This window comes from Shewanella sedimentimangrovi (genome assembly GCF_017354965.1).
Lineage (GTDB): Bacteria > Pseudomonadota > Gammaproteobacteria > Enterobacterales > Shewanellaceae > Shewanella > Shewanella cyperi.
In genome coordinates this window covers 3,262,435-3,277,312 of the sequence record NZ_CP071502.1, presented here as the reverse complement: position 1 = coordinate 3,277,312, position 14,878 = coordinate 3,262,435, and the positions used below count along the sequence as shown (strand labels likewise).

Genomic DNA, 14,878 nt, shown 5'->3' with positions numbered 1-14,878 from the left:
TAATTTCCAAGGAGTTGGAATGAAAATACCGTTTGCGTTATCGCCCCTGATCTTGGCACTGTGCTGGCCCTTATCCGCGTCAGCGCTGGATCTCTCTGAGGCGGAGCAGTTGTGGCAGGCCAAGGATTACCCTTCGCTGCTGGCCATTGAGAGCAATGCCGGTGCAGAGTTATATGGTTACCGCCTTAAGGCCTTGGTGCAATTGGAACGGGAGGATGATGCCGAGGAGGAGCTTGCCCCTTTTCTGCTGAAGCATGCCGGGGAGGCCAAGGCCCAGTTTCTTGCCGGGAACATTTATATCATATTGGCCCAGAGGGCTTCGATCTTTTCCGCCCCCGGGTTGGCGGGCAAGGGGCTGGCAGCCTACGAACAGGCTCACGCGCTGGCACCGGAAGATCTGGAGGTCATGCAATCCCTGTTTGGCTTCTATCTGCATGCTCCTGGGATGGTGGGCGGCGACAGGGATAAGGCCCTGGCGCTGGCCAAGCAGATACAAGCACGCTCAGCCCATGAGGGCCAGCTGGCCATGTTGCAATACCTGCAGGTACAGGAAGACAAAGCCGGCTTTGAACGCCAGATGGCTGAGGCCAAGCGGGCGTTTCCCCAGGATCTCCAACTGGCACTGCTGGAGGCGCACTTCCATGAAGAAGATCACGGACGCGCCCTGGCCATACTGAGCGAGGCCCTGACCTGGCCGCAACAGGATCCCGAACAGCACACGGACTTGCGTTACCAGCTTGCCAAGCACGCGGTGAAAGGCAAGTTGAACACGGAGCAGGCCATACAGGCATTGGCGCCATTGTTGCAGCAAATCCCGGAGCGATACCAGGGCTGGGTGCAGCTCAGACGTGCCCAACTGGCGGAGCAACTCGGAGATAAAGCCGGTGCCAGGGACTGGTTGGCCAAAGCGCAGGCCGAGAAGCGTGAAGATGGAGAGCTTAAACGGGAGCTCAAGGCCTTGAAGAAAAGACTTAAGGCCTGAGTCGCTGGCAATTCAGAGTTGTTGTCCGTATGAGTGCTTTGGCGGCCAGGCTGCTGGCTTGAGTTTGGCCGCTGTGGCCCCATATCAATGTCATAACCCTGTCCTCGCCTTATCAGGAGCCCTTATGCTGATAGCCTGCCCCCATTGCTCTGCCCTGAACCGGGTACCCGACGAGCGCCTGACCCAGGGCCCCAAGTGCGGAGGCTGTAAACAGTCGCTGTTCCTGGGGCGGCCCCTGGAGCTAACCGAGGCCAATTTTGCCGCCCATGCGAACCGCTCGGAACTGCCGCTGCTGGTGGATTTCTGGGCCCCCTGGTGTGGCCCCTGTCGCCAATTCGCCCCCATCTTTGAGCAATGCGCTGCGGAAATGGAGCCTGGCTTACGGCTCGGCAAGCTCAACACCGAGTCGCAGCAGGCGCTGGCCGCCAGGTTTGGCATACGCTCAATCCCCACCCTCATGCTGTTCCAACAGGGTAAGTTGCTGGCAAGCCAGGCGGGCGCCATGCCCAAACAGGCATTGCAGCAATGGCTTAAGCAACATTTGCCCGCCGCTTGACCGTAGCCCATCGCCTTAACACCCCGGACTGGCTATTATGTGACGGCATTATTTCCCGTTCGGGATAAGCGTCGGTCAAGAGTAGGTTGATAAAGTGGCAAGCAATTTCCAGGGCGGTTTCAGAACTATCAGGCGTTGGTTTTGGCGGGCGGTCATAGCCGGGATGCTGCTGACCCTGCTGCCGCTTTTGGCACTGAAATTTATTGACCCGCCCAGCTGGAGTTGGCGCCTGCAGAGGCACTGGTTTCCCCCTGCGCCCATTACCCGGGTATCGCACCAATGGCGGGATCTTGCCGCCATCTCCAGTCGGTTACAGCTGGCGGTCATTGCCTCTGAAGATCAACGATTCCCTGACCACCTGGGGCTGGATTGGCAGGCCATTGAGAAGGCATTATCGACCAATAAGCAAGGACGCAAGGTGAAGGGCGCCAGCACCCTGACCCAGCAAACGGCCAAAAACCTGTTTTTATGGCCGTCCCGCAATCTGCTGCGCAAAGGCCTGGAGGCCTGGTTCAGCCTGTGGATGGAACTCCTGCTGGGCAAGCAGCGGATCCTGGAGCTGTATCTCAACATAGTGGAGTTCGGTCCCGGCATCTACGGTGCCGAGGCCGCGGCGCAGCATTATTTCCATAAGTCCGCCGGGGCCCTGTCGTCCCATGAGGCGGCGCTGCTGGCGGCGGTATTGCCGAATCCCTGGCAATATCGCATTCGGCCGCCCAGCGATTATATGCAGCAGCGGGCCGATTGGATTGAGATGCAGATGCGTCACTTGGGCACCCAAACCTTAAGAAGGCTCGATTGAGCCGATGCACCAACGAAGAAAAAACAGGGCCCAAGAAGGGCCCTGTTTGATTTACCAGGTGCTGAGTTCGGTGATTTTCAGTTGCAGCAGTTGCTTCTGCCAGCGGGATTTATCCAGTCCTTCGACCCAGATGATGTCCGAGCGTCTGTGCTGCCCCTTGCGCAGGTAGGTGTCGGGTAACCGCTTGATGGCGCGCCACACCTGCAATTCTTCTTGTTTGATCTTTTGTCCCTGATCGTCAAAAAAGTTGGCCTGCACCAGCACTTCCACCAGTTCTTCATTATGTTCGCTGCTGATATCGAACACCAACCCCAGGCGATCACCCTGCCATTGGGCCTCGGCAAAACTGACGCTGATGCCGTCCTTGCCCGCCTTACCGAGCAATTCCGGCATGGTCATGGCGGTACTGTTAAGTTGCACCGGCGCCGCCTTGGCAACGGGTGCCGCCGGTACTGCCGGTGCTGAAGGGGCCGCAGCAGCCAAGGGGGCGCTTGCCTCGGGAACCAGTTCCGTGTCGCCCGCTTCAGCGGCCTGTGCTGAGGCGTCCGGCGTTTCAATTATCAGGTATTCCCAGCTGAAATCGTCTTTCAGTATCACCCGGGCGCCGTTGTCCAGGGTGACTTCGGCAACCTTGGATGCCGCAAGGGCGGTTAAAGGCAGGCAGAGCAGGGCGGCTGTCAGGGGAAGTAACAAACGGCCTTTCAGTGGAGTCATGGTTTTCATTGGCAAATTCATCGATTTAACAAATAAAATAACAGGCTAAACAATAACTGTAGCCGTGATATCTGGCAATGCCGTTGCCGCTTGTTATGACCGGCTAAAAAAAGTGATATTCCTGCTTGCGTCTCACGTAACGTGAGACTGCAGACTGCTTTCTGTGCCCCCAAGGTCGTGCCGAAAAAAGCATGTCCATGGCGGGTATCTGGACCTTCAAACCGGGCGCAAGATGCTCCGGGCAGCAAAGGAGAGCGTTGTGGCTCAATACAATGTCAGCGAGTTGGCCCGCCTGGCCGGTGTCAGTGTCAGAACCCTGCATCACTATGATGAGATCGGTCTGTTACCCCCACGCGGTCGCACTCTGGGGGGTTATCGGCTCTATGGTGAGCGGGATCTGTTGCGCTTGCAGCAGATCCTCATGTATCGGGAACTGGGGCTTAAGCTGGCCCGTATTCGCGACATAATGACGGATCCACAACATGACCTGCTCACCAGTCTGAAGGAACAGTACAGCCAACTTGGCCAGCACATAGCCCACTTTCAACGACTGCGGCGTATGTTGGACCTGGCCATAGTTCAATTGGAACAAAGAAAGGAGTCAGATATGACCACAACACCGGGCAAACTCTTTGCCGATTTCAGTGAAGCCGCCCTGAAGGATGAAGCCATAGACAAGTGGGGCCAAGACGCGGTAAATCGTGGTGGCGCCGGCCGTGAGGCCATGGATAGCGAGGGCAAGGCTGCCCTGGATGCCGAAGGGGAGGCCATTGCCAAAGAACTGGCCACCCTGGTGGGACAGGCTGCCGACAGCGATGCAGTGCAGGCCCTGATGGCGCGTCAGCATGCCTGGCTGTGCGCCCATGGCGATTGCCCTGCGGCTCGTTTGCCCATGTTGGGGGAAATGTATGTGACCGATGAGCGCTTCCGTCACTTTTACGATCGCTTTGCACCCGGGACGGCCGAATTGATGCGGGACGGTCTGGTGCACTACGCCGTCAAGGCATGATTGGTCAGCCGGGTCGACTGGCCATCGGCCCCGGCTTTCAAATGAATACTTATGTCTGATGTGCGCACCGGCGACTGTCATTTATGTTCTATTGCCCTGATAAAGAGACGTTTTCATGGGCTAAACGGAATTGAGGAACCAAGGATGAAACCACTGTGTATTGCTGTCTTGTTGTCATTGTCTCCCCTGGGCTGGGCCATGGGTGAGTTACCGCATATGACCGAGGAACAACAACAGCAGATACTGCGCTTTGCTGTGACCCAAATGCGTGACAAAGGCGGTTTCGATCGTCTGGCCCGATGCAGCGGCAGTTCGGCGGCCAAGATGGAGAGCTTGTACTCCAAGGTGTTACGCCGGTGTCAGGTATGGGATGAACGTGAAGAAAATGCCGTGGAGCACTGCATTATTGATGCTATGTCCGAGGGGACTGGGCTGACTTCCGAGCAGCTGCATGCCTGTCTTCCGGACGATCCCGAAGATATCGCCGCCGACAGGGTGGAGGCATTGCAACATCAGGTGGCAACGCTGGAGTCCCAGCTCAATGAGCTAATGGACAATGATCACCTGAACGAGGCAGAGGAAAATAAGCTCGACACCATGGAGGCCCAGCTTGAAGCCCTGCGTCAGGAGTTGTATCAGGCGGAAGATGAACTCAATCGGCTGCAGATGACGGATGCGGAGCGTGCCATGGATGCCCTTTACCAGTCCATTGGCGACGCGGAGCCCACGGCAGCTCAAGTGGAAGAGCTGAAGCGGCTGGAGCTGCAAATGCTCAAAGAGCGGAAGCAAAATATGCAAGATCTTATGGGACAATAGGCGTTTACTGCCTTCTTGCTGCTATAGTCTGGCAAGCAGAAGGGGTGGGTAATGCCACTCATAGGAATGGAGACGAATATGAACGACAAAGATACCCGGGGCGCGTGCCTGTGTGGCGCCATCAGTTTTGAGATGGCGTTTCCCTCAAAATGGGTGGCCCATTGCCATTGCAGCCTATGTCAGCGTGCCCATGGTGCCGCCTTTGTGACCTGGGTGGGTGTCGAGGAAAGTCAGGTCAGTATTGAGGATCCCGAGGGGCAGCTTTGCTGGTTCGCCTCGTCTGCCCCCGCCAGCCGCGGCTTTTGCCGCCGCTGTGGCAGCAGCCTGTTTTTCCGCTCCAGTCGCTGGCCGGGGGAACTGCATATCACCCGGGCCAATTTCACCGGTCCCCTGGACAGGGAGCCCCAGGCCCACGCCTTCTACGACAGCCATGTGGACTGGTTTTTTGTGCAGGACGAGTTGCCCAAAATGCCGCAGCCCAATTAGCGCCGTTATGTCATCCAATCAACAGGCCCCGCTGCCAATTGACGTTGGCTGACAGCCAAGTTAATTAGCTGCGGGGCTTTCGCCCTTGCCGGCCTTGTAAACATTGAAATCAATATCCTTTACTTGCAGCTCGTTGAGCATGATCCCCATACCCAAGAGGGCGATGGCTTGCCAGTAGAGGCTATTGAACAGAATCTCATATTGATCGAGAGCAAAGCTGTTGGTGCTGATATTGATCATCACGAAGGTGCTTACTGCAATGCTGGTATAGAACAGAGACTTGATACCGACCTGGATTTGCCTGTATCTGTCCTCAGTTGCTTGCAGGGGGTTAACTTTCCTGCCGCGTAAATTTCGATAAATAATAAAGATAAACAATAGATTGCACAGGATTAGGCTGATACTTCTGGCAAAGGTGTCCACATCCAGTTGAAAGCGGAAATCCGGCATAAAGGCATCATAGAACAGACAAGCGAAAAACATCAGTACGGCCACTGTGATGGCTGTGGGGGAAATAAAATCAAACAGGCGTCGGGGTTGTAGTTCCGCTTTCCTGCTGGTGGAGCGATGCAATTGGCGCATCAGCTTGAATTGTTGCAGACCGGACAACTCCATGAGTGCAATGGGAGCAAATTGCAGCATGCCATAAAGTAGGGGCATGGATTTACCGAAATCTGGGGTGCCGAAGGTGTCTGGCCCCAAGGGGCCGAAGAATACCAGCACCAGGGCACCTATCAGCAGATTCAGCAGGTTAAGCTGCCAAAATCTCTTTACTCCTTTTTGTGATTTTTCTTGACCTGCCGGATAGAGCTTTGGGTGACTGGTTGCCGGATAGTGGTTGAATATATAGTGGCACCTGGCGACTATTTTTCTTGGAAAATAAAGCGAAATCAGCAGTATTTGACTAAGAAATACGGGGTAGAACAGTATGGCTTCTGACATAATTAATCCCTCAATTACCTAGTTATTCATGGCATTGCTGAAGGCAATGCGAATTTCGGAGTCCGTTACCCCGGCCTCTTTCAAGGTGGCTATCAGCTCGGCAATTTGTGCATTTACCCACTGATTCAAATCGGTCTGGCAATTGCTTCTCGCCTCCGGGTGGACAAAGGTTCCCCGGTAGCCCTTGCTTTGGATCACCCCGTCGCGCTCAAGCAGCCGGTACGCCTTGGCGACCGTTTTGCTGTTTAATTCCAGGTCGTTGGCTAACTGGCGAATCGAGGGCAATTGAGCTCCCGGTGCCAGGTGGCCGTCCAGAATCGCCTGTTTCAACTGCCTGATCAGCTGAGTAAACAGCGGCTCAGGATCATCCACATTGATAGTGACATGCATAAATCCATTCCCATGTTGTACCACTTGTGGTGATGGTACAAGTGGTTTTTGTGTTTTGCAAGTTTCATCAATGAATTTGAGCTTGACCTCTTGTATGGGCGGATGGCGTCCGGTGTAAGTTGGAAGCCGCCAGACTGGATAGCTGCGAATGGAAGGAGCGCACATGCCGCCGAATACTTCAGTCACCGGTTGGTTGGCACGGGTGTTATTTTCTGGGATCAGGACAGTTTTTGCTGCCAGGTCTTGATGTCAATCAAGCAGTGTTACATATTCGCTATGACTCAATTAGTGTGAATTAAAAAAGGAAAGGCCGTGCACAGCGACGTATCCCTCGCACGCTTTAAACAATTTCCCCGCCTGATGTGGGTGCTGCTGTTCGGGGCCTTTATCACCCGTGGCAGCTATTACATGGTGTGGCCGTTTCTGGCGGTGATCCTCTATCAAAAGTTTGCCCTCAGCGCCACCGAGGTTGGTCTGGTGCTCACCAGCGCCGCGGTGATTTCCGTGTTCACCAGTTTTGTCGGCAGCTCGCTGTCGGACCGGATAGGTCGCCGCAAGCTTATGTACCTCACGGGAGCCCTGTATATCTTTTCCTTCTCGCTGCTGGCGGAGGTGAACTCGGTCAGTGGCTATGTGGTGGTCATGACCCTGTGCTCCATTGCCACCTCGTTGTGGCGACCGCTGAGTTCAGCCACCATAGGTGACATTATCAGCGACCCCAAAACCCGCGAGCTGGCGATGCAATCAATGTATTTCATTGTCAACGTGGGTTGCGCCGTGGGGCCCATGGCCGGAGTCTGGTTTGGCCTCACCGGTGAACAGTCGAGCTTCTATATCACGGCCGCCGCCTTCGCCGTGCTGCTGGTACTGCTGCATTGGGGCTTTGGACAGCAGAGGCAAAGGCTGGCCGAAGCGCCGGAGACAGGTGCCGGGAAACCCAAGGTCAGCCGCCAGCAGATAATGTCCATCCTGATGCAGGACAGACTGTTACAGTGCCTGATCCTGGCCAACATACTGTGCATGTTTATCTATGCCCAGATGGACAGTTCCCTTATCCAATACCTGACCCGGGCCCAGGCGCCGGATTTGCTGGCGCTGATCTCGGCAATGATTTTTACCAATGCCCTGGTGATCATCTCCAGCCAGTTTATGTTGCTGCGACTGATGGCCGGGTACAGCCTGACCCGACGCATTCAGTTTGGTCTGTTGCTGCTGATAGTGTCGCAAATTTGGCTGGCCCTGAATCCCATCGACTGGTTCTGGGGCTGGATAGGGGCCGTGGTAGTGATGAGCGTGGCCGAAACCATACTCTTTCCCACCATGAACGTGCATATAGACCGCCTGGCGCCGGACCATCTGCGGGGCGCCTATTTTGGTGCTGCCTCCTTCTATGAATTCGGCTTTGCCTTCGCCCCCCTGGGCGGCGGCATCATCCTGGATCATTTCGGCGGTTTCTGGTTGTTTATGACCGGCGCAGCCTTGTCAGTGCTGGTGATCTATTTGTATGGCATCCTCGACCGGCTGCCACGGCCGGACTTCGGCCAACAGCTCAGCCACCGGGAAAAGTCGGCCTGAGTCGGCTTTTCCCTGGGATAATCACTATTGAACGGACAAGAGGGAGAGCATATGGATATCAGCATAGAGCAATGGATAGCCGCGCCGCTGGAGCGCGTTTGGCGCGCCTGGGTTAACCCGGAAGACATCATCCACTGGAACTTTGCCAACGACGATTGGTGTTGTCCCAGGGCCGAGCTGCAATTGGCGGTGGGCGGCAAGTTCAGCTATCGCATGGAAGCCAAAGACGGCTCATTCGGGTTTGATTTTGAGGGGGAGTTTGTCGCTATTTCCCCAAGGGAAGAAATCAGCTTCACCATAGCCGATGGCAGAATGGTAAAGGTGCAATTCCAGGCCTGTGATGGCGGCACCAGGCTGGTGGAAACCTTTCAGGCGGAAGACCAAAACAGCGCCGAGCAGCAAAGGCAAGGCTGGCTGTGTATCCTGCAAAACTTCAAAAAACACGTGGAAAGTCAGCGGGATTAAGCTGACTTTTGGTCGCGGGGCTGGGTGAGACTCCCAGCCCCGAGGCCCGTTCTAGGGCTCTGACTCAGGCGCTCTGATCCAGCTTGTCCTTGGCCGCTTGCACCTTGGCGAAATCCAGTCCCAGCTCGGTCACCGCATCCTTTATCAGGGTGGGGTTTTGCATCACCATCATCATCAAGCCCTGTAACTTTTCGGGCGCAATGCCCAGCTGACCCAAGGTGCCCATGGCCATCAGGGGATTTTCGGTCAGGCTCTGGAACAGGGCGTTAATCTGTGCATCGCTGATGTTGTGCTCTTTCAACAGGGCAATAATCGGGTTCATGGGTATGTCCTTGCTGCTGCAAAATTCAAAGAACGCCGATTTTAGCAGACTGGCGCCGCTTAACCAGAGCTCAGTTGCGGCGGCTGAGAGCGGGCTTGGTGATAGCCTTTGGCATGACACCTTTTCCTGTTGCCGGGCCTGATGCTGCAAAGGGCAATGCCTTAATGCTCCTGTGCCTCGCCCTGAAACACTTGTCTGGTGGTCGGGCGCCGAAAGGGCTCGCTGAAAAAACGCTCCACCGCGGCATTGAAGATGTCCGGCGCCTCGCTTGGCAGCATGTGGGTGGCACCGGGGAAAATCGCCAGCTGCGCCCGCGGGAGATGCCGGTAAATAGCGAGAGTGTGTTCGGGGCGGATCACGTCTTCATCGCCGGCCATGACCAGTGTGGGGGCGCTGATGTTTTGCAACTGCGCGTGGCTGATGGGAGTTTGCTCATCCATTAATTTGACCCTTTGCAGCAACAGCGGCCAGTCTTGGCTGTGGTCACCCTGTGCCAGTTGGTGCTCGATTTGCTCACGGTAGGCCTTAAGTGAGTCCAGATCCCAATCATAGGCGCCGTCCGGGGCTATGTTGACGCCCATGATAGCCATTTGGCTCACGGCATTGGGCTCGGTTAATGTCAGCCACAAGCCGACAATGCCGCCATCACTCCAGCCGATCAGCTTGACCGGGCCAAGCCCGAGCTGTTTCAGCAGGGCGGCAATATCGCTGGCGATGAGTTCATAGGTTAAGGCCCCGGTGGCCAGCGGTGTCTGGCCATGGCCGCGACTGTCCACGGCGATAACCCGATAACGTTTGGCAAAGTGGGCTATCTGGTGCTTCATGCCGGCGAGACTGTCACCATTACCGTGAAGCAACAGCAGGGGCTCGCCCTCACCATAGGTTTCAACATACAAGGAGGTCCCATTGACGTCATGGCGACTGGCGGCCGCAGCGTTATGGCCGTAGGGTGGGCTGTCGGTGGCCGCGGGCTGGAAGGCACAGGCACTGAGCCACAGTGTTGCGAGGATAAGTCCATGTTTCATCTGTTGTTCCTGAGGTGGTATCCGCCTTGGGGACCATGTCAGGGTTATACCACGGTTTCGCCCGGTTGGGGCAATGGGATGCTGCCTGGTCCGATTATCCCTTATGCCTGCGCAGACAAGGGCACCGGAGGCAGAAAATGGCGGCCGTCAAGGGGGTAAAAAATATATTGCCAAACCCTTGGTGGGAGCTGGTTTGCCGGGCAATTATTGCGTATAAATGCGGCAATTGCCGCACGTATCCGGCGCTGCCCGCCTCTGTGAGTCTCACCATGTCATCATCCAAATTATCTTCCCCGTCAGCAGCATCATCGCTGGACAGTCAGCGCTCGTCAGAGTCGGTTCCCGGCCGCAGTCGGGCGCTGCTAATCTCCATCCGCACTCCCCAGGTGACCACCGAAGAAGTGAACAGCTCCCTGGCGGAGCTGGCGCGGCTGGTCGGCACCCTGGGATTTTCCGTTTATTCCACCCAAACCCAGAGGCAAAATTCCACCAAACGCCTGTCTGTGCTGGGGGCCGGCAAGTTGGAAGAGTTGGCGCGCATGACGGGGGAACTGGATGAGGACACAGAGGACTCGCTGGCCAATATCGACGAGCAGGGGCTGGAGGAATTTCTCAGCAAGGCGCATGGTTCGTCAAACAGTGCGAAACACAGTCAGCAGGCCAATGTGGTGGTGTTCGATTGCGATCTCAGCCCGATGCAGCTGCGCAATGTCGAAGATGTGCTGGGGGTGCAGGTGTTCGATCGCACCGGCATCATAATCGAGATCTTCAGCCGCCATGCCAGCAGCAAAACCGCCCGCCTGCAGGTGGAACTGGCGCGGCTGAACTACCTCAGCCCCAGGGTGCGCCGCGAACACGGCGGCGATCGTCAGCGCCGTGGCGGCCGGGATGTGGGCGAAAGTGCGGTGGAGCTGGAACGGCGCAAGATCCGCGACAAGCAGGCCGAACTCAGACGCGATCTGAAAAAGGTTCAGGAAGTCATGCTGGAGCAGCGCAGCTCGCGCCTGGAGACCCCCTGCGCCGTCCTGGTGGGTTACACCAACGCCGGCAAGTCGTCCCTGATGCGGGCCCTGACCGGCTCAGATGTACTGGTGGAAAACAAGCTGTTCGCCACCCTGGATACCACTGTGCGGGCCCTGTCACCCCAGACCCAACCCAGGATTTTGGTGTCCGATACCGTCGGCTTTATTAATAAACTGCCACACGATCTGGTGCCGGCCTTCCACTCCACATTGGAGGAGGCCAAGGACGCCAGTGTGCTGCTGTACGTGGTGGACGCCAGCGACAGAGACTTCCGCTTGCAATTGCACGTGGTGCAGCAGGTCTTGGCTCAGCTCAAGCTGGGCAACAAAGACAGCTTGCTGCTACTCAACAAGGAGGATTGCCTGACCGACGCCGAGCGCCAGGAGTTGGCACATGAATTTCCACAAGCCATGCAGATCTCGGCCCTGAATCCCGCCGATGTCGCCCGGGTGCATCAGGCAATAGTGGCCGCCATCGCCGCCCAGATGCTCAGCGCCTGTTTCGATATCCCCTATGCCGCCAGCGCCATTATGGGCGAGATCCACGGTAAGATGCAGGTGGTTGAGGAGGAGTACCATGAGTCGGGCTTGCGAATAACCCTCAAGGCCCGCAGTGCCGATCTGGAACGGTTGAACAAGTTGCTGCAAAGGTGAGCGGGAACAGCCAAACCGCCATTGCCGGCCGTTAAGGTTGCAGCAGTTGTTTTTCCCAGCCGGTGCCATTGCGTTCAAACAATTCCCTCAGGTGCAGCCTGCTTTCCCGGAAGGTCAGAAATTCAATTGAAATGGGGTTGATACGGTAACCTCCCCAGTTCAAGGGCCTGGGCACGGGTTGACCAGCGAGCTTGTCGGACGTTTCCTGCAGCTGTGTTGTTAACCTGTCTTCAGAATCCAAAGGTTTACTTTGGTCAAAGGCGGTAGTAGTTAATTGGGCACTTCTGCTGCGGGTTTGCCAGAAATGCTCAGCCTCGTCGGCGCTGATTATCTCGGCCGTACCCACCACCCGAACCTGGTAGCCCACATGGTCCCACCAGATGGTCATGGCGGATTTGGGATTGCACTCAATATGCTTGCCCTTGGCCGATTCAAGGTAGGAACAAAATACAAAGCCCTTGTCACTCACGGCTTTTAGATCGACAAACCTGCCGGTCGGAAAACCGCTCTCATCAATGGTCGACACACACACGGCACTTTTTTGCTGCAGTGGGCTATCGGCCACCGCCGCCTGCCACCAGAGTTGGAACTTACTTATCGGATTGTCCATAAACCTCAGTCTCATCTGGTGATTACACCCATGGGGTACCAGTAAAAGAAGTACTCATGTGGAGCGATTTTTAACGCTTTGCTAAGGGGCTGGCGCATCGCGCCAGTCCCGCGGGGCCAGCCTTGGCTGGCGAAGTAAACTTGAGCAATTTGTTAGCCGCAGTCATGGAGCGTCCTCGGAGCCAAAATAGAATGACAGGAAAAGCGCGCATATGATGGTGACAACGGACAAAAGTACGCCTACGATGCCAAATTTTGTGAGCTTCCTCTGAAGTAAGTGGCGTAAAGAGCAGACCATTGCAACTAAAAATAAAACCCTAACTGAAACCGCAAATATCTGAATCATTGGTGCTGAGTATGCGTAACCGCAAACAAACTCTTTGCCGCCAGGATTTATTGCCGAGCAGAGCAATGAAGGATTTTCTTCTTTTAAAATAAAACTAGCCGCCACATAACAAGACAACAGAATTGTTGGTGACCATGCTAATAAGGTGCTTAGATTTATACGTTTACTTGTCATTGTGGCTAACGCCCGCATTTGCGGCTGGTTTGGAGCGCAGCGGAAAACCAGTCCGACAACATGCGCTTGTATGGTTCATTCCGTGTGTTTTTGGGTAAATTGAGGCCCACCCTCAACGGCCATTGAGGGCCTTCATGCAGCAGCTCGATTTAGCGCAGGCTCCTCTTGCGAGAGACCGGTAACAAGTGTGCAGCGCTGCATGACTCTTTAGCGACAACTCGAACAGTCATCGGGGCCTCGAGCCCGTATAGCAAGGCAGAGTCAGCTTATTATGAATACCACGGAAATCCAATCTGAAATCACAGTCGGAGTAGACGTCAGCAAGTCCAAACTCGACATCATGCTTTACCCGTTGAATCTGTATTTCACCGTTGCCAATGAAGCAGCAGAAATCCAAAAGGTGATTGTCTTACTGCAATCCCATCGCATCAGTCGCATTGTCACTGAAGCCACAGGCCGCTATGAACACGCCTTTGTGTTTGCCTGTGATAAAGCCGGATTGCCGGTCGTGGTGGTCAATCCCATTCAGGTCAGACGCTTTGCTCAGGCGATAGGCGTACTGGCCAAAACCGATAAACTGGATGCCGGCGTCCTTGCGCAGTTTGGCGCCACGCTCAAGCCAGAAATCAAGCCCATTCCAGATGAACAATCCAGGTTAGTCAAAGACTTACTCGTCAGGCGCACCCAATTACTGGAGATGTCCACCATGGAGAAAAATCGCCTGCAAATCCTGCCAAAGCCACTACACGCTTCTATCAAAGCCATGCTTAAAAGCCTTGAAAAGCAGATAGACACACTCACCAAACAGTTGGATACCCTGGTCATGCAATTCAAAGGCTGGCGTGAAAAAGCCGACATACTGACCAGCGTTCCCGGGGTAGGCAAGGTATTGGCATACACCTTACTTAGCGACTTACCCGAGCTTGGCAAACTCAATCGCAAAGAAATCGCCGCGCTGGTAGGCGTTGCCCCCATGAGCCGCGAGAGCGGCAGTTACACAGGTAAACGCCGTATTCGCGGAGGTCGAGCCAGGGTGCGAACCGTCATGTTTATGGCCATGATGTCAGCCATCCAGTGCAATCCGGTTTTCAAACGCTACTATGAACATTTAAAGGCCCAGGGAAAACTGCCCAAGGTGGCATTGATAGCCTGCATGCGAAAGCTCTTGGTCACTCTCAACACCATGATGAAAAACGGGACTCGGTGGGGCGAAGAATCACCTGAATTGGCGTAATAAATATTGACGGAATGCCACAGTCACTTGTTAGGCTTTCTACCTATTGTCGCTATCATAAGACTTAAGTATTCGGCGAACATTCAGAACAACTAGAGTGGCGCCAAGAAAAAATGCTGCGATACCTATGTTTTGGGACTTAAAAGTCTGACCAAAAAAAGAAAACTCAGTTTCTCCTGTTGCCCCCATGACTACCAATACAACTCCAAGTACAGACAACAGCGAACCAAATATGAAGGACCAATTTGTTAACAAAAACAAAAGTGGCGATTTGCCATTACCTTTAGATAGTTCTCGCGCGACCTTAAGAACTTCTTCATGGTCTGTGCCAGAGACATGGATTTCTCGCTTGTTATTACCCCTGCCATAGGTGACTCTTGCGCCACACATGGGACAGTTTTCTCCCTTGATATTTCGTCCTGTGCCACCGCACATGTGACACATGTTATCGCCATTCACCCCAACCTCCTTGGAAGCCTAACATTTTATTATTGCGACCTTGCAAGGTCCGTTACCTTACAAGCTATCCGACCTTACAGGTTTTGTATAGCTCGAACAGTAGACCTTAACTGTTTGAGCTATATGCGCTAATGGTAATAAATAGCCGCTGTGCCAGCGGCACAAAGTCGTGGGTCTCCAACCCACACCCGGGCAAGGGGCTTTGCTCATCCACGAACAACTTCCATGTTTAACGGCCAGCTCGCCATCCATGACTCGCGCTCATGGCGCTCTAGCGAGCTTCGCCCTTGCAACCG

At 55.0% G+C, this 14,878-nt stretch carries 18 protein-coding genes; 10 read left to right on the top strand and 8 right to left on the bottom strand.

The features are described 5' to 3' along the window. Window positions 1-19 precede the first annotated feature (19 nt). The 3 genes from JYB85_RS14500 (at window position 20) to mtgA (ending at window position 2,340) form a co-directional block, all read left to right on the top strand. Complete coding sequence (locus JYB85_RS14500) at window positions 20-982, top strand: tetratricopeptide repeat protein (protein ID WP_207379851.1); 963 nt, start codon at window positions 20-22, stop codon at window positions 980-982. 124 nt (window positions 983-1,106) lie between these two features. After that, window positions 1,107-1,538, top strand: a complete 432-nt coding sequence (gene trxC / locus JYB85_RS14495) for a thioredoxin TrxC (protein ID WP_207320656.1) — start codon at window positions 1,107-1,109, stop codon at window positions 1,536-1,538. 163 nt (window positions 1,539-1,701) lie between these two features. Next, entirely contained in the window at window positions 1,702-2,340 is a 639-nt protein-coding gene (mtgA, locus tag JYB85_RS14490) for a monofunctional biosynthetic peptidoglycan transglycosylase (protein WP_207382093.1), read from the top strand. Between the two features lie 51 nt (window positions 2,341-2,391). Here mtgA and JYB85_RS14485 read toward each other — a convergent pair whose 3' ends face one another. Beyond that, on the bottom strand, window positions 2,392-3,063 hold the full coding sequence (locus JYB85_RS14485) for a DUF3157 family protein (protein WP_228730122.1): 672 nt from the start codon (window positions 3,061-3,063) through the stop codon (window positions 2,392-2,394). Between the two features lie 250 nt (window positions 3,064-3,313). Between JYB85_RS14485 and JYB85_RS14480 the strand changes: the two genes are divergently transcribed. From JYB85_RS14480 to JYB85_RS14470, 3 genes are all read left to right on the top strand, one after another. Beyond that, window positions 3,314-4,063: a MerR family transcriptional regulator gene (locus JYB85_RS14480; protein ID WP_207379850.1), complete on the top strand. Its 750-nt coding sequence runs from the start codon at window positions 3,314-3,316 to the stop codon at window positions 4,061-4,063. A 144-nt stretch (window positions 4,064-4,207) separates the two neighbouring features. After that, entirely contained in the window at window positions 4,208-4,879 is a 672-nt protein-coding gene (locus JYB85_RS14475; protein WP_207379849.1) for an HlyD family secretion protein, read from the top strand. A 78-nt stretch (window positions 4,880-4,957) separates the two neighbouring features. Beyond that, a complete protein-coding gene (locus JYB85_RS14470; protein WP_207379848.1) occupies window positions 4,958-5,365 on the top strand; it encodes a GFA family protein in 408 nt (135 codons plus the stop codon). A 60-nt stretch (window positions 5,366-5,425) separates the two neighbouring features. Here the strand turns inward: JYB85_RS14470 and JYB85_RS14465 are convergent, their stop codons facing one another. Together JYB85_RS14465 and JYB85_RS14460 are read right to left on the bottom strand one after the other, a co-directional pair. Further along, the gene (locus tag JYB85_RS14465) at window positions 5,426-6,307 is read right to left on the bottom strand and encodes a hypothetical protein (RefSeq protein WP_207379847.1); all 882 of its coding nucleotides are present in this window, start codon (window positions 6,305-6,307) and stop codon (window positions 5,426-5,428) included. Window positions 6,308-6,325: 18 nt separating this feature from the next. After that, window positions 6,326-6,697 carry a GntR family transcriptional regulator gene (locus JYB85_RS14460; RefSeq protein ID WP_207323242.1) on the bottom strand — a complete coding sequence of 124 codons (372 nt, stop codon included), beginning with the start codon at window positions 6,695-6,697 and terminating at the stop codon, window positions 6,326-6,328. 312 nt (window positions 6,698-7,009) lie between these two features. Here JYB85_RS14460 and JYB85_RS14455 point away from each other — a divergent pair, with 312 nt between their 5' ends. Beyond that, entirely contained in the window at window positions 7,010-8,272 is a 1,263-nt protein-coding gene (locus JYB85_RS14455; protein WP_207379846.1) for an MDR family MFS transporter, read from the top strand. A gap of 51 nt (window positions 8,273-8,323) precedes the next feature. Further along, the gene (locus tag JYB85_RS14450; RefSeq protein WP_207324513.1) at window positions 8,324-8,737 is read left to right on the top strand and encodes an SRPBCC domain-containing protein; all 414 of its coding nucleotides are present in this window, start codon (window positions 8,324-8,326) and stop codon (window positions 8,735-8,737) included. Between the two features lie 64 nt (window positions 8,738-8,801). Here the strand turns inward: JYB85_RS14450 and JYB85_RS14445 are convergent, their stop codons facing one another. Together JYB85_RS14445 and JYB85_RS14440 are read right to left on the bottom strand one after the other, a co-directional pair. Continuing rightward, complete coding sequence (locus JYB85_RS14445; RefSeq protein ID WP_207379845.1) at window positions 8,802-9,059, bottom strand: DUF2999 family protein; 258 nt, start codon at window positions 9,057-9,059, stop codon at window positions 8,802-8,804. A 161-nt stretch (window positions 9,060-9,220) separates the two neighbouring features. Further along, window positions 9,221-10,084: an alpha/beta fold hydrolase gene (locus tag JYB85_RS14440; RefSeq protein ID WP_207379844.1), complete on the bottom strand. Its 864-nt coding sequence runs from the start codon at window positions 10,082-10,084 to the stop codon at window positions 9,221-9,223. A 269-nt stretch (window positions 10,085-10,353) separates the two neighbouring features. Here JYB85_RS14440 and hflX point away from each other — a divergent pair, with 269 nt between their 5' ends. After that, window positions 10,354-11,760 (top strand): GTPase HflX, encoded by a 1,407-nt coding sequence (gene hflX, locus JYB85_RS14435; RefSeq protein ID WP_207379843.1) that lies wholly within the window; start codon window positions 10,354-10,356, stop codon window positions 11,758-11,760. A 31-nt stretch (window positions 11,761-11,791) separates the two neighbouring features. On the opposite strand, the gene JYB85_RS14430 is transcribed toward hflX, so the two are convergent. Continuing rightward, window positions 11,792-12,385: a pyridoxine/pyridoxamine 5'-phosphate oxidase gene (locus tag JYB85_RS14430; RefSeq protein ID WP_228730121.1), complete on the bottom strand. Its 594-nt coding sequence runs from the start codon at window positions 12,383-12,385 to the stop codon at window positions 11,792-11,794. Window positions 12,386-12,532: 147 nt separating this feature from the next. Continuing rightward, window positions 12,533-12,889 (bottom strand): hypothetical protein, encoded by a 357-nt coding sequence (locus JYB85_RS14425; protein WP_207379842.1) that lies wholly within the window; start codon window positions 12,887-12,889, stop codon window positions 12,533-12,535. Window positions 12,890-13,160: 271 nt separating this feature from the next. Between JYB85_RS14425 and JYB85_RS14420 the strand changes: the two genes are divergently transcribed. Further along, entirely contained in the window at window positions 13,161-14,123 is a 963-nt protein-coding gene (locus JYB85_RS14420) for an IS110 family RNA-guided transposase (RefSeq protein ID WP_207379841.1), read from the top strand. Between the two features lie 39 nt (window positions 14,124-14,162). Here the strand turns inward: JYB85_RS14420 and JYB85_RS14415 are convergent, their stop codons facing one another. Further along, window positions 14,163-14,582, bottom strand: coding sequence for a hypothetical protein (locus tag JYB85_RS14415; RefSeq protein WP_207379840.1), 420 nt, complete (start codon window positions 14,580-14,582; stop codon window positions 14,163-14,165). Window positions 14,583-14,878: the final 296 nt, after the last annotated feature.